The organism is Paenibacillus sp. (assembly GCF_035645195.1).
Lineage (GTDB): Bacteria > Bacillota > Bacilli > Paenibacillales > YIM-B00363 > Paenibacillus_AE.
Genome location: NZ_DASQNA010000033.1, coordinates 175,343 through 195,245, shown reverse-complemented (window position 1 = coordinate 195,245; position 19,903 = coordinate 175,343). Strand labels below are relative to the sequence as shown.

The 19,903-nt window shown below is 59.4% G+C and carries 18 protein-coding genes and 1 pseudogene; 12 read left to right on the top strand and 7 right to left on the bottom strand.

The features are described from left to right. Positions 1-50: 50 nt before the first annotated feature. From VE009_RS18355 to VE009_RS18345, 4 genes and pseudogenes are all read left to right on the top strand, one after another. Positions 51-1,141, top strand: a pseudogene (locus tag VE009_RS18355) (transposase); the annotation flags it as partial. 150 nt (positions 1,142-1,291) lie between these two features. Next, on the top strand, positions 1,292-1,999 hold the full coding sequence (locus VE009_RS18350) for a hypothetical protein (RefSeq protein WP_325010084.1): 708 nt from the start codon (positions 1,292-1,294) through the stop codon (positions 1,997-1,999). Positions 2,000-2,024: 25 nt separating this feature from the next. Further along, positions 2,025-2,486, top strand: a complete 462-nt coding sequence (locus VE009_RS27285) for a C40 family peptidase (protein WP_414694897.1) — start codon at positions 2,025-2,027, stop codon at positions 2,484-2,486. Between the two features lie 23 nt (positions 2,487-2,509). Continuing rightward, positions 2,510-3,175, top strand: a complete 666-nt coding sequence (locus tag VE009_RS18345) for a hypothetical protein (RefSeq protein WP_325010082.1) — start codon at positions 2,510-2,512, stop codon at positions 3,173-3,175. A gap of 226 nt (positions 3,176-3,401) precedes the next feature. Here VE009_RS18345 and VE009_RS18340 read toward each other — a convergent pair whose 3' ends face one another. The 4 genes from VE009_RS18340 to glp form a co-directional block, all read right to left on the bottom strand. Further along, positions 3,402-5,459 carry a methyl-accepting chemotaxis protein gene (locus tag VE009_RS18340; RefSeq protein WP_325010080.1) on the bottom strand — a complete coding sequence of 686 codons (2,058 nt, stop codon included), beginning with the start codon at positions 5,457-5,459 and terminating at the stop codon, positions 3,402-3,404. A 187-nt stretch (positions 5,460-5,646) separates the two neighbouring features. Beyond that, complete coding sequence (gene moaA, locus VE009_RS18335; protein ID WP_325010078.1) at positions 5,647-6,669, bottom strand: GTP 3',8-cyclase MoaA; 1,023 nt, start codon at positions 6,667-6,669, stop codon at positions 5,647-5,649. Between the two features lie 23 nt (positions 6,670-6,692). Next, on the bottom strand, positions 6,693-8,597 hold the full coding sequence (locus VE009_RS18330) for a molybdopterin biosynthesis protein (protein ID WP_414694900.1): 1,905 nt from the start codon (positions 8,595-8,597) through the stop codon (positions 6,693-6,695). Positions 8,598-8,621: 24 nt separating this feature from the next. Beyond that, positions 8,622-9,851 carry a gephyrin-like molybdotransferase Glp gene (glp, locus tag VE009_RS18325; RefSeq protein WP_325010074.1) on the bottom strand — a complete coding sequence of 410 codons (1,230 nt, stop codon included), beginning with the start codon at positions 9,849-9,851 and terminating at the stop codon, positions 8,622-8,624. Positions 9,852-9,921: 70 nt separating this feature from the next. Between glp and VE009_RS18320 the strand changes: the two genes are divergently transcribed. Then, positions 9,922-10,197, top strand: a complete 276-nt coding sequence (locus VE009_RS18320; protein ID WP_325010072.1) for a ubiquitin-like small modifier protein 1 — start codon at positions 9,922-9,924, stop codon at positions 10,195-10,197. Positions 10,198-10,200: 3 nt separating this feature from the next. After that, on the top strand, positions 10,201-10,473 hold the full coding sequence (locus VE009_RS18315) for a hypothetical protein (protein ID WP_325010070.1): 273 nt from the start codon (positions 10,201-10,203) through the stop codon (positions 10,471-10,473). A 103-nt stretch (positions 10,474-10,576) separates the two neighbouring features. Here VE009_RS18315 and VE009_RS18310 read toward each other — a convergent pair whose 3' ends face one another. Then, on the bottom strand, positions 10,577-12,385 hold the full coding sequence (locus VE009_RS18310; RefSeq protein ID WP_325010068.1) for an aldehyde ferredoxin oxidoreductase family protein: 1,809 nt from the start codon (positions 12,383-12,385) through the stop codon (positions 10,577-10,579). Between the two features lie 202 nt (positions 12,386-12,587). Between VE009_RS18310 and VE009_RS18305 the strand changes: the two genes are divergently transcribed. The 6 genes from VE009_RS18305 to VE009_RS18280 all read left to right on the top strand — a co-directional run bounded on the left by VE009_RS18305 (position 12,588) and on the right by VE009_RS18280 (position 17,111). Then, positions 12,588-13,451, top strand: a complete 864-nt coding sequence (locus VE009_RS18305; protein WP_325010066.1) for a substrate-binding domain-containing protein — start codon at positions 12,588-12,590, stop codon at positions 13,449-13,451. A gap of 50 nt (positions 13,452-13,501) precedes the next feature. Further along, positions 13,502-14,143: an ABC transporter permease gene (locus VE009_RS18300; RefSeq protein WP_325010064.1), complete on the top strand. Its 642-nt coding sequence runs from the start codon at positions 13,502-13,504 to the stop codon at positions 14,141-14,143. Then, positions 14,140-14,880 carry an ATP-binding cassette domain-containing protein gene (locus tag VE009_RS18295; RefSeq protein WP_325010062.1) on the top strand — a complete coding sequence of 247 codons (741 nt, stop codon included), beginning with the start codon at positions 14,140-14,142 and terminating at the stop codon, positions 14,878-14,880. Before VE009_RS18300 ends, VE009_RS18295 begins: the two co-directional genes overlap by 4 nt. A gap of 32 nt (positions 14,881-14,912) precedes the next feature. After that, on the top strand, positions 14,913-15,947 hold the full coding sequence (locus VE009_RS18290; protein ID WP_325010060.1) for a ThiF family adenylyltransferase: 1,035 nt from the start codon (positions 14,913-14,915) through the stop codon (positions 15,945-15,947). A 254-nt stretch (positions 15,948-16,201) separates the two neighbouring features. Next, positions 16,202-16,882: a YitT family protein gene (locus VE009_RS18285; protein WP_325010058.1), complete on the top strand. Its 681-nt coding sequence runs from the start codon at positions 16,202-16,204 to the stop codon at positions 16,880-16,882. Positions 16,883-16,913: 31 nt separating this feature from the next. After that, entirely contained in the window at positions 16,914-17,111 is a 198-nt protein-coding gene (locus VE009_RS18280) for a hypothetical protein (RefSeq protein ID WP_325010056.1), read from the top strand. Between the two features lie 64 nt (positions 17,112-17,175). Here the strand turns inward: VE009_RS18280 and VE009_RS18275 are convergent, their stop codons facing one another. Both VE009_RS18275 and VE009_RS18270 read right to left on the bottom strand, forming a co-directional pair. After that, positions 17,176-17,673 carry a GNAT family N-acetyltransferase gene (locus VE009_RS18275; RefSeq protein WP_325010054.1) on the bottom strand — a complete coding sequence of 166 codons (498 nt, stop codon included), beginning with the start codon at positions 17,671-17,673 and terminating at the stop codon, positions 17,176-17,178. A 270-nt stretch (positions 17,674-17,943) separates the two neighbouring features. Beyond that, positions 17,944-19,860 (bottom strand): glycoside hydrolase family 30 beta sandwich domain-containing protein, encoded by a 1,917-nt coding sequence (locus tag VE009_RS18270; protein WP_325010052.1) that lies wholly within the window; start codon positions 19,858-19,860, stop codon positions 17,944-17,946. Between the last annotated feature and the right edge of the window lie 43 nt (positions 19,861-19,903).

The following is a 19,903-nucleotide window of genomic DNA, read 5'->3' as shown; positions in this document are numbered from 1 at the left end:
AGGCTCTTGTCGTATTGATATATAGAAAACGTGGGTTGAGGTGTGGAAGAATCCAATACCTTTTCGGGATCCGCTTTACGCAGCAGACGATCCGGGAAATCGAAACGAATGTGGCTTACCGTTGGTTCCTCGGTTACGATTTCACCCAGCCCATACCGCACTTCACGACGTTCGGGAAGAACTACGTACGCCGGTTCCGGGGTACCGACGTTTTTGAGACCATTTTTTCTCGGATCCTCGAAGAGGCTGTGGAACATGGCTTTGTTGAACCAGACGTCCTCTTCATTGATGCTACCCGTGTGAAAGCGAACGCCAACAAGAACAAATATGTGAAGACGCTCGTGCAGGAAAAGAGTAAGAAGTACCAGGAGCAACCAGAGGAAGAAATCAACGAGGACCGCATCAAGCATGGAAAGGAGCCGCTCGGAAAAAAGCCAGAGCCCGCTCTGAAAGGAAGAAGTGAAAGTGAGCGCAACCGCCCCTGAGAGCGGGCTGTTAGTTAAGGGTGAAAAAGAGCGCGTCTTTGCCTATAAGTTTCACACGGCATGCGATCGGAACGGCTTTGTGTTGGGCGCAAAGGTAACGCCAGACAACGTTCACGACAGCCGAGTATTCGAGGATGTGCTGGAACTCGTTAAGAAGCCGTTCGGAAAACCGCTGTCCGTAGCTGTCGATGCCGGTTACAAGACACCATACATAAGTAAGTTGCTGATTGATGACGGGATCCGGCCCGTAATGCCTTATACTCGGCCTGCCGAGTCTGCCCCCTCCTAAATCAGTGCACGGAGGCAAAGACTTCACGAAGCGGATCAGCCGACACATCTGGGCCGATTACCTTGAGGAGGCGGACCACCTCCGTCACACGGAACAGAACAAACGGATTTACGCGCAGCGTAAGGAAACGATCGAACGCGTATTTGCAGACATGAAGGAAAAGCATGGCATGCGATGGACGATATTACGAGGACTGCGTAAAGTCTCCATGCAGGCGATGCTCGGTTTTGCTTGCATGAACCTTAAAAAATTAGCCACCTGGCTCTGGAGGTCAGGTGGCACAGAGCGGAGATTCGCTGTATTAATCGGTTACCTAGGGAAAATAAGTTTTAGACTAACTCAGAAAATGAAACAGCGGCGTAACTAAGGACGTGAAAATAAAGTCTTAGACTGACGCGGTTTTTTTTGGTATTGGTTATGATAATAGCCCTTTCATTAACCTTGGCACACATACCCACTCCGCTAAAGCTGCTGGGTCATATACTAACTTACCTGCTGTGGAATGGACGGTGAAAAGATGAAAGGAAGGCCTCGTAAGGTTACAGCCGTGAACCGGGAAAAACTCACGATTTCCCAGGCTTTTAGGCAGATTACAATACCCTTACCACAAGCGCCGGGGATTGAAGACCCATTGCCTGCAAATTTGACCTTCTTTGTGGATTTACGCTTTACAACAACACAGAGGAATAGGATACAAAGATTGATCGCAAACATTTTAGGGCAGTGGAATAGATACTACAATGATAGAGAAAATGGAGTTGACAGTCCTCTAAAGCGATGCGTAGCAAGGTATGCACGATTTAATCTTGCGCCGGTTTGGTTTGAAGATAAGATTGCCAACAGTAATGTTGCCGTTGATGTCATGATGGAAGGTTTAACAAGAATGTTCATTTCTAATGGGTTCGGCAGGGCAGCACGCGCACAAATCATGCATCCTGGTTCATCTATCCCACCAAAAGCTATTAAAGGTGCTAATGCTTCCAATCCCAACCAAAATTCTTTGACTGTCACTATTAACCCTAGAATTTTAAGCAGAACTGACGTTATTGATTCAACCTTAGCAGGCTCTTTACTACATGCGTGGATGCATAGATTAGGGTATAGACACCCTGCAGGTAGCTATACATCATACATGATTGGTGAAGCTCCAATGTGTTTAATGCGTGCGAATGCAAATAAGTCGCCCGGGGTACCGGACAGCAGGTACACTGCATTTCTAGATTGACTCATACCTTATTGGAGGAAGGAAAGTGAGACACCAAGATATTAACTCCTTGATTGAATACGCTAAAAGGTTTCTTGTGGCTAGCCCTAAACTTCTAACGACACCTTATCCCAGGTCACGAAAATTTGATTGCTCCTCTTTCACACAGCATGTCTATGGAAAGCACGGCATCAAACTGCCGCGCAAAGTCAGAGACCAAGCAAAGCAAGGAATAGAAGTGGATAAAACCGACTTGAAGAAAGGTGACTTATTATTTTTCTATGTACCCGAAAGGTTCCCAACAAACGACATCCCCGGTCACGTCGGCATTTATATTGGTGAAGGTACAATGATTCATTGCCTCCCCTCGCCCAAGAGAGTATTAATCTCTGATCTCAATACCCCACACAAGAAAAAGACGTTCTTATTCGCTAAAAGAGTCATCCTACCGAACGACATATCCATATATGAGCAACACAGAGCGTTTAACGATTTTTGGAGGTTGTAGAAATTCATTTGAAAGAGGAGCTTATGGATGAAGCAAACATTAGTCAGTCGTTTAGACGGATTACAGCACCGCTACCTCAATCACCGGGGATTGAGGATCCGTTACCAACTTATTTAACATATTTTGTTGATTCGCGATTTACAACATCCCAGAGGAATAGGATTCATCGTTTAGCTATTGGCATTTTTTTTCAGTTGGACCGCTACCACCTCGATAGAGATATTGGGGTCGATAGTCCACTGAAACAGTGTACCGCTAAATATGCACGTTTCAACCTAGCTCCGGTTTGGTTTGTAGATAAAGTAGCCAATGGAAATGTAGCCGTTGATGTGATGATGAATGGATTAACACGGGCATTCGCCGCAAATGGTTTTGGGAGAGCATTTCGTGCTTTTATTACGCATCCGGGGACCACAACACCGCCAATGGCTATCCGTGGAACTAATGCATCGGACCCGGACAGGAGCTCATTATCAGTTACAATTAACCCGAGAACCTTAAGTAGAATTGACCTTGATGATTCAACATTAACAGGGTCATTGCTGCATTCATGGATGCATCGCCTCGGCTATCGGCATGCTTCTGGTCGCTATAATTCATACTTAATTGCTGAAGCAGCGATGTGCCTTATGCGAGGTAACAATAAAAAACAACCCGGAGTACCAGAAGCAGATATACCCAATTCTTAGATTAAGGTTGCGATAATCACTCTTTTAGCAACCTTACATGGTCACTAGTCTACAACTATATTTTCTCGGTCTAATACTTTATTTTCCCAGTCTAATACTTTATTTGCGTTGAACATTTACATCTCATAGTCCCAAAACAAGACAAACTCCTGAGTTCCGTGTTGGAACAAAGGAGTTTGTCTGCAATCTGACGCAAGAAAGCCCCGCTGCCGGGGCTTTCTTGGCGTTACGTCTTAAATTTGCCGATCATTGACTGCAGCTGCTGCATCATCTCGGTGAGGCGGCCCGCCGCGTCCGCGATCCGTTGGGCCGACGCCGCCTGCTCCTCGGTCGCCGCCGCGGCTTGCCGCGTACGGTTCGAGGCGCTTTGCGCGATGGTAGACAACTCCGACACCGTCGCGCTGATCTGCTCCGAACCGGCCGACAGCTGCTCGGAGGAAGCGGAAATTTCGTCCATTTGCGCGGCGATCGCCCGAATCTCCGCTTGAATGTCGGAGAACGCCTTCCCCGCTTCGCCGACGGCCGAGGCGCCTTTGTCCGCCTCCGCGGTGCCCCGCTCCATCGCTCGAACCGCCTGCACCGTATCGCTGCGGATGTGACGGACAATGCTTGTCACCTGCTCGGCCGATTCGCTCGTCTTGAGCGCCAGCTTCTTCACTTCTCCGGCGACGACCGCGAAGCCGCGGCCTTCCGCTCCCGCTCTCGCCGCTTCGATCGCCGCGTTCAGCGCGAGCAGGTTCGTCTGCGTGCTGATCTCGCCGATCGCCTCGACGATGCGGTTCACTTCCGCCGATTGCTTGTCCAGCTCTCCGATGATCGCCGCGGCTTCGCCGACGGACCGCCGCATGTTCTCCAGCTGCTCCTGCGCCCCGCGCATGACCTCGTTGCCGTACTCCGCTTTGCTAAGCGCTTCGTTCGAAGAGAGCGAGGCGCCGACGGTCGACTCGGCGATCCGCTGGATGCCCGATGCCATCTCTTCGAGCGCCGCGGCGCTGTCTTTGGCGCTCTTCGTCTGCATCTCCGCGCCGGCGGCAATGTCCTTCGCGAGCGCGGCGACGTTCGCCGTCGAAGCGTCGGTCGCTTCCGCGGCTTCGAGCACGCGGGCCGACGCGGAGGCCGCCTCGACCGTCCGATCCGACACCGTCCGCAGCGCGCCGCGGATCGACGACAAGGCGCCGTTGAAGTTGTTCGCCATCGCGCCGAATTCGTCCGCGGTATCCGCCTCGACGGATGCCGTGAAATCCCCTTCGGCCATCCTCTCCGACAACCGGTTCACCCGCTGGATACGATTCGCGATAAACTTCGTATACAGCGCGATGACTGCCGTCAGCAGGGCGATCCCGGCGGCGCCGAGGGCGGATACCGCCAGCAGCAGGCGATTCGCGTCCTCCAGCAGCTCCCGCTCGGGCATAACGACGCCGAGCGTCCAGCCCGTCCAAGCGATCGGCATGCTCGTCACGCGCTGCGCGCCGCTCTCGTCCCGATACGCGTCCGCGCCTCCGGCCGCGACCGCCTCGGCCAGCCCGCCGCCGGCGTCGACGACGGCGCGGTTAACCAAAGCGGTATCCGCCGCCGCCAAGAAGACGCCGTCATCCCCCAATAGGAACGCCCAGCCGGATTCGCCCACCTTCGTCTCCGCGACCATCCTTTGAATCGTAGTCAAGTCGATGTCGCCGGTCACGACGCCGAGAAAGCGGCGGTTCTCGTCGAAAATCGGGACCGAGTACGTCAGCATCGTAATCCCGCTCACTTCGTCGAGATAAGGCGCTGTAAATTGCGGTCCGCGTTCCCCCGTCTCGCCTACGATCGTGTACCAATCTTGATTATGGTAGTCGTAGGAAGGATCGCTATATTCCTGCGTCATGCGTTTCCCGCCGTCTTCGGTCCGGTAGACATACGTCGAAAAGTACGTTTCGGACGCTTCCTGCACGTTCGGCTCGAGAAAAATGCCCACGCCGAACGTCCCTAGATTCAAGTCGATCAAATGCGTGAACAAACTTTCGTAATCGTCCAACTCGTACTCGCCGAACCGGGCTTCGACCGCGCGCGCGAGCGCCTCCGCCGCCAGCTTGTGCGACAAGATGTCTTTTTCGATCCGCTGCCGGACGCCCTCCGCTTGATGCTCCATGGCATAGGCGGAAGTTTCAAGCAACATTTGTTTCGATTTCGTAAACGTAACGGCCGACACGGACAAGACGATGGCGATCGTAATCGGCAGCATCGTCAGCATCGTTTTCAACCGAACGCTTTTCACTTGTTTCAACAGCAGTCGTTGCTTCAGCATGGCGCGCAGCCCCCGTTCTCGGTTTCGTACAGGTGTCATCTTTGGCGATTTTTGTCGAATAATCACGAAAAATGCCGAAGTACAGCCATTGTACTGACGCGAACGTTCGGAAGCAAGGTCTTTTCCCGCGCGCGTATTCCGCGCAACGACAAAAGCCCGCATCGCTGCGGGCCGACGGCGAGGGAGATTACCCTCCGATATGGGACATTTCCACTTTTCGTTTTCTGAGCTCCGGCGTATTCGTCAGTCGAATTTCCGAATAGCGATCGTCTCTCGCGTTCCAGAAGCTGCGGATCGCCTCCCGGATGTCGTCGTCGCTCCGCCCTTCGCGCAGCAGGCTCCGCAGATCGGTGCCTTCGGATGCGAACAAGCAGCTGTACAGCTTGCCTTCCGCCGACAGCCGGGCGCGCGTGCACGTGGAGCAGAACGCCTGGGTGACGGAGGAAATGAGCCCGATCTCCGCCGTGTCGCCGACGTAGCGGTACCGCTTGGCCGTCTCCCCGTACGCGGAGGGCTGCAATGGCTCGAGCGGCATTTCGGCATGGATGCGGTTAACGATGTCTTGGCTCGGCACGACTTGGTCGAGCTTCCAGCCGTTCGAGTTACCGACGTCCATGTACTCGATGAAACGGAGGATGTGCCCTTGTTCGCGGAAATAACGGGCCATCGGCAAAATATCCTCGTCGTTCACGCCTTTTTGAACCACCATGTTTACTTTGACTAGGAAGCCCGCCTCCGCCGCCGCTTCGATCCCGCGCAGCACGCGCTCGACCGGAAACCCTCGGCCGTTCATCGCCTGAAATCGCTCGTCGTCCAAGCTGTCAAGGCTGACCGTGACCCGCTTCAACCCGGCGTCCCGCAGCGCTTGAGCATGCCTTGCGAGCAGCGAGCCGTTCGTCGTCAACGCGATGTCGCGGACGCCCTGAACGTCCCCGATCATGCGAATGAGCGTCGGCAGCTCCCTCCGCATCAACGGCTCGCCCCCGGTGATCCGGATTTTCTCGACGCCCAGCGAGACGAAGATGCCGGACAGCCGCGTCAGCTCCTCGAACGTCAGCAGGCTTTCCTTCGGCAGAAACTTGTAATCGGGTCCGAAAATTTCCTCCGGCATGCAGTAGCGGCAGCGAAAATTGCATTGGTCGGTCACCGATATGCGTAAATCTCGGAGCGGTCGATTTCGTCGGTCGAGTAAAGGGATGAATTCATTCATTGCGCCGCTCACCGCCTACCTGTTCATTTTTCGTATACGATGCGGCCCGATTCTCTGCAGCTGCAGCCTCCCAGCGCTTCGACGTCGGACCGGAACGAATCGGAACGTATCAATTCAAGCAAATCGTTTCCCTCTACACTATCGAAAAATCGTCTGCTCATCAAGAGATCATATCGTTCTTCCGCGATCGGAACGAAATCGAGCCCCATCGCGGCGGCGGCCGAATAGATGCCGAGCCCGACGTCCGCGGATCCGCCTGCGACGGCGGCCGCCACGCCGAGATGCGACACCGCCTCCCGTTCGTAGCCGTATACCTCCGCTCGATCGCAGCCCTCTTGCTTCAGCAAGTAGTCGAACAGCAGCCTCGTGCCTGCGCCGCGCTGCCGGTTGATATAGGTCACGCCGGCGCGGGCGACGTCATGGACGGAACGGATGCCGAGCGGATTGCCCTTCGGCACGATCCAGCCCTGCTGCCGGTACACCAGATGCACGAGCACGACGTCGCGCCCTTTCGCGAATTTTTCGACGAACGGAACGTTGTACTCCCCCGACGCTTCGTCGAACAGGTGAACGCCGGCCGCATGCGCCTCGCCCTTCTGAATCGCGAGCAGTCCCCCCATGCTGCCGACGTGGGAGGAAACCATGAACCGCCCGGGGTGCCGCTTCCGAAGATGCGCGCTCAGCACGTCGAGCGACAAATCGTGGCTGCCTGTCACGACGAGCGTATGGTCGATATGCGATCTCGGGCGATACAGCTCGATCTCGACTTCGTCCCCCTGCTCGTAGCCCATCCCCGACGGCGGGATGCGCAGCAGCCCGTCGGCCCGCACCATCGACATCGTCACGCCCGCGGCGCGCGTCAGCGGATTCGCGACGTATGTCCCGTCCACGCGGCCGACGTTCATCCGCACGAAGTCGTCGGCGCCCATGACGGACACGACGCGGCGGCCCAAGGTCGCCTTGATCGTCTCGCGGGGGATCGGCGCGAGGCCGTAGTACGATTCGATCAACGGCTTCGCGAACCATTCCAGCGCCAAATAGGCGGACACCGGGTACCCGGGCAGCCCGATGATCGGCTTGCCGTTCACGATGCCGGTGACGACCGGTTTGCCCGGGCGGGTGGCGACGCCGTGGGTCAGCACCTCGCCCAATTCGGAGACGACGTGCACCGTGAAATCCTCCGTGCCCGCCGACGATCCGGCGTTCAGGATGACCACGTCCGCCGTCTCCGCCGCTTCGAGCACCTTCCGCTTGATCGCGTCGTAATCGTCCTTCACGATCCCCATATACATCGGCTCCGCGCCCCACTCCGTCAAATACGCGGAAAACACCGTGCCGTTGAATTCGATGATTTCGCCCCGCTCGACCGTGTCGCGCGGCTCGATCAACTCCGTGCCGGTCGGGATGATCGCGGCCGTCGGCCGCATCAACACGGGTACGGTCGTGACGCCGCCCGCGAGCAGCGCGCCCAGATCGACGGGACGCAGCTTATGGTACGGCGGGAGAATCATTTCGCCCGCGACGACGTCCTCCCCGATCGGCCGAATATGCTGCCAAGGCGCCGCCGGCTCCATGATCTCGATGGTATCGTCGTCGACTTGATGAATGTGCTCGATCATGATGACGGCGTCGCGGCCCGCGGGGATCGGATCGCCCGTATCGACGACGTCGTAATCCGCTCCCCGGCGCAGCCGGACGGGCCGCGACTCGTCCGCGCCGTACGTGGAAGACGCCGCGACCGCGACGCCGTCCATCGCGGACGCGTGGTAATTCGGCATCGAGACGACCGCATACACCGGCTCCGCCGTCACGCGGCCGAGCGCTTCGCGGGTCGGAACCGTCTCCGTCCTGCGCGGCAGCGCGGCCCGTTCGACCAGCGTGCGCTGCGCTTCGGGCAGCGGCGTGTCTTCGAGGTAAATGGTTCGCATGTTCGTCATCGCTCGCTACCCCCTCTATATCCGTTTCACTTGTATCCATTCGCCTTCCAGCATGCCTTCCTTGTTCGCCGGAATTTCGCCGATGCCGTCGCTTTGGGCCATCGTCGAAATGAGCCCCGACTTGCCGAACACCGGCGCGGCCCACAGGCCGTCTTCGCGCTGCTCGAGCTTCACGCGGATATAATCCGTCCGCCCGACCGCCGACGCCACGTTCCTCGTCAGGCGGGCGCGCAGCCGGTCGTCGAACGACTGGGGCCGCTCGCCGCGGATGCGCCGGACGATCGGCAGGCCGAGCACGTCCAGCATGATGAGCGCCGACACCGGATGTCCCGGCAGTCCGACGACCGGCCTCCCCTGCGCTTTGCCGATGATCGTCGGCTTGCCGGGCTTCGTCGCGACGCCGTGGACGAGCACGCCCGGCTCGCCGAGCGCCTCCAGCGCCTGCACGGTGAAGTCGCGGCTGCCGACCGAGCTGCCGCCGGAGATGATCAGCATGTCCGATTGTTCGAACAGCTCGCGGGCGCGGCGGACGAACAGCTCGAGGTCGTCCCGCACGATGCCGCCGTCGATCACCTCGGCGCCCGCCTCTCGCAGCCGGCCGGCGATCATGACGCGGTTGACGTCGCGCACTTCTCCGGGCGCCAGCGTCCGCGTCTCCGGCGGAACGATCTCGTCGCCCGTCGACAGCAGCCCGACGACCGGCACCGGGTACACCGCGACGTCGACGACGCCGGCCGCGGCCAGCACGCCCAGCTCCTGCGGGCGCAGCCGGGTGCCGCGGGCGACGATGGGCGCGCCGGGCTGCGCGTCGTCCCCCGCTTGAATGACGTTCTCCCCGGGCGCGGTTTGGCGGAACACGTTCAGCAGCTCGCCGACCTCTTCGACGTGCTCGATCATGACGACGCTGTCCGCCCCAGGCGGCAGCATGCCGCCCGTCGGGATGTACTGCGCCTCGCCTTCGCCGACCGCCTTGTCCGGCGTTCGGCCCATCCGGACGTGCCCGACGATGGTAAGAAACGCCGGAATCGCGTCCGAGGAGCCGAACGTGTCCTTCGCCCGGACGGCGTAGCCGTCCACCGTCGACCTCGCGAACGCCGGCACTTGTTCGTTCGATGCGATCTCCTCGGCGGCGACGCGGCCGAGCGCGTCGGCCGCCGCAATGCGAACCGGCGGCCGCACCGGCGAAAACTGCTCCGCAATGAGCGACAACGTCGCTTCGATCGTCAAGACGTTAAAAAATTTCATGCCTTCCTCCTACCCAACCGCGTATGTTTGTTTATAATGAAGAAAAAAACGACGAAACAGGTGAACGCGCATGAACGTGAAAGTGTTCGCGAATTTCCGAGAAATTTGCATGAACAAAGTCGTCAAAGTGCCTGCCCCGGACGGAAGCTCGGTCGCCGAAGTTTTGGAAGCGCTTATCGAGCAGTTCCCTCCGCTCGAGCCGGAGGTGTTCGACGCGGCCCGCCGGCTGAAGCCGTTCGTGCATGTGTACATTAACGGCCGCAATATCATTCATTTGGAGGGTCTCGAGACGAAGGTGCGCGCGGAAGACCAGTTCGCCCTGTTTCCCCCCGTGGCGGGAGGTTGAGCCGTGGCCGAGCGAACGTTGGAGCTGCGCGGCATCCGCTTGTCGCATCTGATCGATTACCTGAAAGAGCTGGACGCCGAGCCCCGCTCGTCCGATTTTCCGCTGCGGTTCGAAGGGCCCGGCTGGCGCGCCGACATTCTCGAAGAGACGGAAATCCGGTTCACCCCCATCTTCGCGGTCAACGCGGTCAAAATCCGCTTCGAAGCCGACACGGACGAACGGCTTGACGCCGTCGTCCGCGCGTACCGCACGAAAACGTTCCGCGCCGGAGGATAATCCTCCGCCCGGCGAAGCCCGCCGCCCGGGGCGAACCCGGCGCCGGTTGAAAAAAAGGTGGAATCGAGTTCCACCTTTTTTTCGCGCCTGATATTCGGATTCGTTAAATGATTTCCAGCTCGCGAAGCTTCTCCTCCGGCACGACGCCGTCGACCCATCCGCGCGCCCGGTAGTATTCGTCAAGCATAATATCCATCCGGCTGACCGATCCGGCGCTGTTGCCGGTCGCCGGCTCCTCCGTGAACCGTTTCGGCAGGTAATCGTCTTCCCGCTTGTTGAAGCCCGCCAAGTTGTTGTAGTAACGCTCCAAGTTGTAAATGCGCTCCCCGATCTTCAGCACGTCGTCCGCCGTAATCTCGATGCCCGTCATGCCGGCGTATTGCGCCGCGTAGTTTTCCGCGCCGATCGAGAACGCCGAAAATTTGCAGATGTCCATCGAATCCGAGAACGAGTGAAGATCTTGGAAAATTTTCAGCAGCTCGCCTTTGCCTTCCGGCTTCAGCCGGTCCGTCGGCTCCGGAATGCCGGCGATCTCGGAAGCGACCGTATACCCGCGAAGGTGGCAGGCGCCGCGGTTGCTCGTCGCGTAGCCGAGGCCGATGCCCTGGATGCCGCGCGGGTCGTACGCCGGAATCGCTTGGCCTTTGACCGCCATCGCGAGATCCGGGTTGCCGAACGCTTTGGCCGCGCGCACCGCGCCTTCGGCGAGGATGTCGCCGATGCCTTCGCGGCGCACCATCATTTCGGTCAGCTCGATCATGCGGTCGGCGTCGCCCCAATCGACGCGTTCGGAAATCAACCCTTTCTCGAACGCTTCCATCGTAACCGACAGCACGTTGCCGAGCTCGATCGTATCCATGCCGTGCTCGTTGCACAAATTGAGCAGGTACGAAATCGCGGCGGCGTCGCCGAGACCGCAGTTCGCCCCGAGCGCCCACGCAGTCTCGTATTCGAAGCTCTCGACGCGCGTCTTGTATTTGCCTTCCTTGACCTCGACTTCTTTCTTGCAAGCGACCGGGCATGCATGGCACGTATTGTCGGCGACGAGGAGCGTGCTGTTGACCGTCTCGCCGCTGTGGCCTTCGGCCCCTTCCCAATGCGACACTTGCGAGTTCCGCGTCGGCAGCGCGCCGACCTCGTTAATGAGGCTCGTCAGGACGTTCGTCCCGTAGACGGAAAGCCCGCCCTTCTTCGGCGCGGTGAGGCCGCCTTCCATGATCAGCTTGAGGCTCGCCTGATTCGCCTTCTTGTACGCCTCGTCGTTCGCCGGCTGCGGCATGTTGCCCTTCTGCTCGGCCCGGATGACGATCGCCTTCAAGTTTTTGAACCCGGCGACCGCGCCTGTGCCGCCTCGGCCCGCGGAGCGGTCGTTCTCGTTGATAAAGCCCGCGTACCGCACCCGGTTTTCACCGGCTTGGCCGATGCACATGACGGACAAATTGTCCTTGCCGTACCGATCCTGCATGGCGCGGACGGTGTCGCGCGTGCCTTTGCCCCAGACGTCGGATGCGTCGCGCAGCTCCGCCGTCCCGTTCTCGATGTACAAATATACAGGCTTGTCGCTTCTGCCTTTAATAATGATGTTGTCGACGCCCGCCCACTTGAGTCTCGCGGCCGTCCACCCGCCCATGTGGGAGTCGGTGACCGTGCCGGTCAAAGGCGACTTCGTGACGACGCACAATCTGCCGCTCATCGACGTTCGCGATCCGGAAATCGGTCCCGTCATGATGCAAAGAATGTTCTCTTCGGAAAGCGCTTCCACATCGGGCCCATTGTCGAAGACGTATTTAACGCCAAGACCGCGGCCGCCGATGTACTTTCGCGCCAGCTCCTCGTCGATGCCCCGATAACTGACGCTTCCCGCCGTCAAATCCACAACCACTTCTTTGTTCTTAAAACCGCCGATCCCCAAATCCGTTCGCCTCCTCTTCAAAGTTGAACGCGCGCTTCGAAATCATGTACGATGGCATTGATGCATCCGATTATAAATACATATTTCGAACGCTGTTCGCAAATTCCTTCCAACCAAAAGTAAAAATTTGAAGAAATTTAAAACAGCGAAGCGCTTTCTTTTGTTGTATTATAACATATATCCAAGTTTTGGGGGAGTGGCGATGGAGTTTCCTAGGCGAAATTTTCACGTCGGGTCATGGTGTCGGAAAGCGCTTCAAGGAGCCGCGTTCGCCCTCGCCGCCGTCTCCGCCGGCTGCGCGCCGATGCTGCCCGCCGCGAGCGGCGATTCGGCCGCGGAGATCGTGCTCGCCACGACGACGAGCACCCAGGATTCCGGCCTTCTGGATACGCTGCTGCCCGTCTTCGAAGAGGACACCGGCATCCGGGTAGACGTCGTCGCCGTCGGCACCGGACAAGCGATCCAGCTCGGCAAAGACGGCAACGCCGACGTGCTGCTCGTGCACGACCGCCAATCGGAGGACGCCTTCGTATCAGAAGGGTACGGTGTCAACGCTTACGATGTGATGTATAATCAATTTTTGTTAGCGGGTCCGTCGGACGACCCGGCCGGCGTGCGCGGCGCGGGCGGCGCGGCGGACGCGCTGTCCCGCATCGCCTCCTCCGGCGCGCCGTTCGTCTCTCGCGGCGACGATTCCGGCACGCACAAGAAGGAGCTGTCGCTCTGGAAGCAGGCGAACATCGATCCGGCCGGCCTTGAAGGTTACATCTCCGCCGGACAAGGCATGTGCGCGACGCTGAAAATGACGGACGAGAAGCGGGGTTACACCTTGTCCGACGAAGCGACGTTCCTCGCGTGCGACACGGAGCTCGCCCCGGTGCTCGAAGGCGACGCCGGCTTGCAGAACCCTTACGGCGTCATCCAAGTCGCGTCGACGAAGCATCCGGACGAAGCGGCCCGGTTGATCGCATTTCTGACCGGCGAGACGGGCCAACGGTTGATCGGCGAATTCGGAAAAGACGAATACGGCAAGCCCCTGTTCACTCCGAACGCCAAGCAGCGATGAATTTCGTATAAAGGACGTGTCGGCGTATTCAACCGGAAGTCGTGCAAATCATGCTGTTGTCGATTCAAGTGTCCGCCTTGGCGGTGCTGCTCGGCTCCGCCGTCGGCATTCCCGCCGGCGCGGCGCTGGCGCTGTTCTCGTTCCCCGGAAGGCGCGCGCTCGCGGTCGCCGTGTTTACGCTGATGGGGCTGCCGCCCGTCTTGATCGGCGTCGTCGTGTACCTGCTGCTGTCGCGCTACGGCGCGCTCGGCTTTCTTGATTTGCTGTTCACCCCGTGGGCGATGACGATCGCGCAGACGCTGCTCGTCGCGCCGATCGTGACCGGGCTGACGATGTCGGCGGTCCAAGCGAGAGAGTCCGGCTATCGCGAAACGGCGCTCAGCCTCGGCGCGACGAGGCTTCAGCTGGCGCTGACGATGGTGAAGGAAGCGCGCCGAGGCATCGCCGCGGCGGTCGCGGCCGCGTTCGGCCGGGCGATCTCGGAGGTCGGCGCCGTCATGCTCGTCGGCGGCAATATCGAACACCAAACGAGGGTGATGACGACCGCCATCATTCTCGAAACGCGCAAAGGCAATTACGAAACGGGCCTGCAGCTCGGCCTCGCCTTGCTGGCGCTCAGCTTTCTGTTCAACAGCTTCATGGTTGCGGGAGCGCTGGAGCGGCTGCAGGCGGAAAGGAAGGCATCCCGATGACCGGCGTATCGCTGCACGATCTTCTCGTCGTTCGGGACGGGCGCACCCTCCTGACGGTGCCCGAAGCCCGCTTCGCCCCGGGCAGCTTCACCTGCGTCGTCGGCCCGAGCGGCGCCGGCAAGAGCACGCTGCTGCGCGCCGTCAATCTGCTGGAGCGGCCGCGGTCCGGCGTGCTCGAGTTCGCCGGCGTCCGCGAGCCGCTGCCGGCGATCCGCCCCCGCGCGGCGCTGGCGCTGCGGCGGCGAATGGCGTTCGTCGCCCAGAACGCGGTTCTGTTCCAGGCGACGGTTCTCGAGAACGTCGCCCTCGGCCTCCGCTATCGGGGTCTGCCGAAGCCCGAGCGGAACGCTCGCGCGTTTGACGCGCTCGCGCTCGTCGGCTTGGAAGCGGCGGCGCACCGGAAGGCGTCGACGCTGTCCGGCGGCGAAGCGCAGCGGGTCGCGCTCGCCCGCGCCGTCGTCGTGGAGCCCGAGCTGCTGCTGCTCGACGAGCCGACGTCGAATCTCGATCCCGGCAACGTCGAGCTGATGGAGCAGGCGCTCCGCCGCATTCGCGAGAGGCGGTCGACGATCGTTCTCATGGTGACGCATCAGCTGCTGCAAGCCAGGCGTCTCGCGGACGAATGTTTATTTCTGTGGCAGGGCGAAATCGCGGAGCGCGGCCCGGCCGCCGCCTTCTTCGAGCGTCCGCGAAGCGAGCTGCTGCGCGATTTCATTCAGGGCAAAATCGTTTATTGATTGTAATCACGTCCGACAGGAGGCACTCATTCATGGCGCAAGATCCGAAGGTACGGTACTCCCGGCAAATGCTGTTCACGCCGATCGGCCCCGAAGGCCAAGCGAAGCTGCTCGCGAGCCGCGCGGTCGTCGTCGGCGCGGGCGCGCTCGGGTCGGTGCTGGCGAATCACCTCGTCCGCGGCGGCGTCGGCTACGTCCGCATCATCGACCGCGACTTCGTCGAGGAAAGCAATCTCCAGCGTCAAATGCTGTACGACGAAGACGACGCGAGGCGGCATATGCCGAAGGCGGCGGCCGCCGCGGAGAAGCTGAGCCGAGTCAATTCCTCCGTGACGGTGGAGCCCGTCGTGGACGACGTTCACCCCGGCAACGCCGAATCGCTGCTGACGGGCGTCGACATCATTTTGGACGGCACGGACAATTTTCAAATCCGATATTTGATTAACGACGTCGCGCTTAAGCATCGCATTCCGTGGGTGTACGGAGGCGCGGTCAGCTCGCGAGGCATGTTCGCCGCCGTGCGGCCGTACGAGACGCCCTGCTTCCGCTGTCTGTTCCCCCACCCGCCGGAAGGGCGCGGCGACACGTGCGACACCGTCGGCGTCATCGGTCCGATCGTCCATGTCGTCGCCTCGTATCAAGCGGCCGAGGCGTTCAAAATTCTCGTCGGCGCTCATGACCGCTTCAACCCGTATTTGGAGCAGTTCGAGATGTGGACGAACATGCACATGCAGATGAACATCGCCGGCGGCCGGCAGCCGAACTGCCCGGCGTGCGGGCAAGGGCTGTTCGAGTTTTTGAACGGTTCCGAGGAAGACGATGTATTCACGGTCATGTGCGGCCGCGACTCCGTGCAGTTCACGCCGAGATCGCCCCGAGTGATCGATTTCGACAAAGAGGAGCAGGTGCTCCGCAACGTCGGCGTCGTCGAGCGCAACCCGTTCCTGCTGCGGGCGTCGATCGACGACCGCACCTTGGTGCTGTTTCGCGACGGGCGCGTCATGATTCAAGGCACCCAAGATATCGTCGAGGCGAAATCGTTGTACGCGAAATATATCGGGAGCTGAAGCCCGCTTTTGACATCCCTTCGGCGAAGAACGAGCTGTTCTCTCGCCGAATTCTCTCGCCGAAGGGATGCGTTCGTTCTCTCCCGCTCCTTGCCTTCCGTCACCTTCCCTTCCGCCCTTTGTTCGTTCGCATGCGCGCCCCTCGCGCCGCCCGGGTCAGCTTGCCGCCGCCCGTTAACAGGACGAACACGCCGGGCACTTTTCGAACGCCGGTTGAATATCATAAAGCATCCCTTGGGGAAGGAGATGCTAGGATGATGCGGCTCGTTCGGAAAACCTTCCTGATCGGTCTTGCCCTTTGTATCACGTCCATAGGCATGAAGCTGCTTGCCGTTCACGAGCTGGCGTTCGGAGGCACGGCGGGCGTCGCCTTCCTGCTCAGCTACACCACTCCGCTGCCTTGGTCCTTCTGGTTCGCCGCCGTCAACCTTCCGTTCTTTCTCCTTTCCATCCGCCATCTCGGCTGGCGATTCACATGGTCGACGTTGACCGCGATCATGGGCATCTCGTTGATCAGCCATACGCTTCATCGTTTCGATTGGTCGTTCCCGACGATGCCCGCCGCAATCGCGGCGGTCGCTTCGGGCATTTGCATCGGAGCCGGCATCTCGGTGGTGCTGAACAACGGTTCCTCTCTCGGCGGCGTCCAAATTTTCGCGCTCGTGCTCGACCGCTTGCATGGCATCAATCGAGGCGCGTCCATCTTCGTCACCGATTTTCTGATCGTGGCGGCTGCCGCGTGGATGCTCGGGTGGAGTCATGCGGCCGCGTCCGTGCTGTCGATCGCGGTCGCGAGCCTCATCGTCGGACGATACAAGCGTTCGCCCCTGCCCGAGCAGCCGCCCGGCGGCGGATTGCCCCTCGTCCGATCGAAGGAGAATGCGCCTCCCGCTTGCGATGTAAATGTTCGGAACGAAATTCGGGAACACTCCTAAGGATGCGCGCGATCGCGAAGGAGGTGGCCCGATGAACGGAAACGGAAACGAAAACGAAAACCGACTCGAGCGGGCGAAAGCGAAAGACTCGACCGACGAAGGACGGCGAAAGGCGTTCATGACGAACGACGCCTGGAATCAAGACGGCAATCCGACCGCCGCCGTCGACGAATTCGGCCCGGACATGCAGCAGGAAGCGCCGCCGACGCTCAACGGCAAGCCGACGTAATGCCGCGCGCCGGCCGAACGCAAGCAGGGGAGCCGCATGCGGCTCCCCTCTTCTTTGCGAACGTTCAACCTTCCAACAGTTTCCCCATATAATATTCGTCGACGTACTCCCCGTTCACGAAGAGCGAGCGTCTCTTGACGCCTTCGATGTCGAAGCCCATTTTGCGGTATAGCGCAATCGCCCGCTCGTTGTGCCGCATGACGGTCAGTTCGAGCCTCGTCAAGCGGCGGTCGACCGCCCACCGTTCCAGCTCCTCGAACAACCGCGTGCCGACGCCTCTCCCGGAGCACGCTTGCAGAACGCCGACGACGAGGTAGGCGCAATGCTTGTTCCGATTGGCGAATCCGCCGTCGGCCATTACGTACCCCGTCAACGCTCCCTCCAGCTCTGCGACGAGAATCGTCGAGCGCTCTCCCAAGGCTGCGATCTTTTCCCGTTGCTGCTCCGCAGTGACCGATCGTTCCCCCGGCTCGTATAGCATAAAATCGGATTCGCCGTCGATTTGGTTCAGCAGACGAACGAATGCCTCCGCATCTTGTTCCGTGACGGTTCTAACGCGCATATCGTTCTTCCTCTCCCTATCTGTTCATCATCTTCGGCTCCCCGAAGCTGTCGAGCCCCTCGTTGATATGCATAAAAATTCCCGTCAAGATCAATGCATTTTCAACGAATAATGCATAAGCCGCCCCCTTAACGGTGCTTGGCGCTTCCTTCTCCAATCTAGACGCCAAAACCAGAATGAAAGTTCCGTTCTCCCTCCATAACGAAAACGCGGCCCGACGCGCTCATGCGCGCGAGGCCGCCGAAGGCATAGGCACGATTTTCATTTATTTTATTGAATAAAATATTGGAATTTCTCCCAGTCCGCGATTTGCATGCGGTTCGCGATCAACGGGCTCGAGCCTCCGTTCTCGGCCGTCACATACTTCATGTTGGCGTTCGACAGCAGCGAGAACGTGCCGTCCCCGTTGTCGATCCAGCGGAATTGTTCCCACTCCTGAGGGGCGTCGCTCCTTGCGATCAAACTCGATGCGCCGGCATGCTCCGCCGCGACAAACTTGTTGTTCGCCAGCGATTTGAGCGCAATGTAGCCGCCGCCCGCATCGACGACTTGGAACTTCTCCCACGTGCCGACCGCGTTCCGGTTCGCGATCAAGGCGTCGGCTCCCGCATTTTCCGCAGCGACGAATTGGCCGTTCGCCATCGACTTGACGGCGATCGTCGCGCCGATCGGCGCTCCCGCGCTTGAGCCGCTGCGCGCCCATTTGAACGTAGCCACCGTAAACTTCGGAATCGTATGGATGAATTCGTAGCCGTCCGCCTGGATTTTGAAGGTGCGGGGCGAATCGTTCTGGTTGATGACGACGCTGACGACCGTATTGTCCGTATTCAGGAACGACACGTTCGTGACCGTATCCTTGAAGCCGTAATCGCTGCCGATCCGCTTCGCCCCCGGGCGAACGAATTTCGCGTATTGCGCGAAGAAGTTGTATTCCGGCGTAGCCCAGTACTGATCCCGGTTCCATTTGCTTTGAATGAGCATCGTCGGATCGGGGTCGCCGGACCACTGTTCGGGGCTCCAATCCTGATCGAGCATGGTGACCCAGTTCACGTACGTCGTCGACCAATGGCGGAAGTATTGAGCGATCCGGTCGGCTCCAGCCGTACCCCATACGGCGCGTTCCGTCACCATCATGTTTTTCTCCGGATATATGTTATGAACGTCCGTCATCGTTGCCGGTTCGCCGGCGTAGTCGTGGAACGCGACGCCGTCCACGGCGGCCCGCGCCTGCGCGTTGTCCAGAATGCCCGGGACATGCTTCCATACGTCCGCGAAGTTATGGTCGAACGACCACAGCTTCGTATGCAGGTTATGGGCATCGAATTCCGCCTTCATCGCGAGAGTCAATTCTCTCTCGTTGTCCGGAGTCAGCAGCATGCCGGGGTACGGCGCAGGGAACAACGGCTCGTTCTGAATCGTCATCGCATAAATCGGAATGCCTTGGGCTTGATACGCTTGAATCGCTTTCCGATAATACGCCGCCAAATTGTTCGTATGCTCCCTGCGCAAATAGCCCTCTCCGACGCCGTCGACGGACGGATTCGTATCGCCGAGAATGCTGTCGTTCGTCTTCATCCAAGCCGGCGCGGTCCAGGAGCTGGCGAAGATGCGGATCGGGTTGCCGGTCGCCTTGCCGATCGCGATCGCCTGCTTGATGGTCTCGACGATGTTATAGTCGATATCTTTCTGAATTGAGAATTGACCCGGCGTATCTTCGTAGGTGTAGAAAGGGCGGCCCGTGAAATCGGATGCTCCGAACGTGATGCGGAACAAGCTCATTCCGGCGCCGTTGACCGGATCGATCAATTTCCGCAGCACCTCCTCCCGCTTCCCCGCGGACATAAGCGACAGGTTATAGATCGTCGACTCTTCGAGCGACGTGCCGATGCCGAGAATCGTTTGGTACCGCTGGTCCGGATGGACGGCGATCGCCGGGACGTTCGTTCCCGTCGGACTCGTGAACGCAATATCCGGCTGACGAGAGAGTTGGTACGGTACGTCGGACATGGCCCATTCGGTATTCCAGTACCAATTCCGATCCTTCGGTTTCACCGTGTTCGATTCGGAACTGTAGTATACCTCTACGAGAGACGGGGCGGCTTCCGCTTTCGGCGCAGCCGCTCCGAACGAGCCCGCCCACAGCGCGACCGCGATAGCGGACATCAGCCATCTTCTGAAACGTTTCATGGTCGTTCCTCCTTGTCGTCGTTGTCGCTGCGTACGCTCTTCC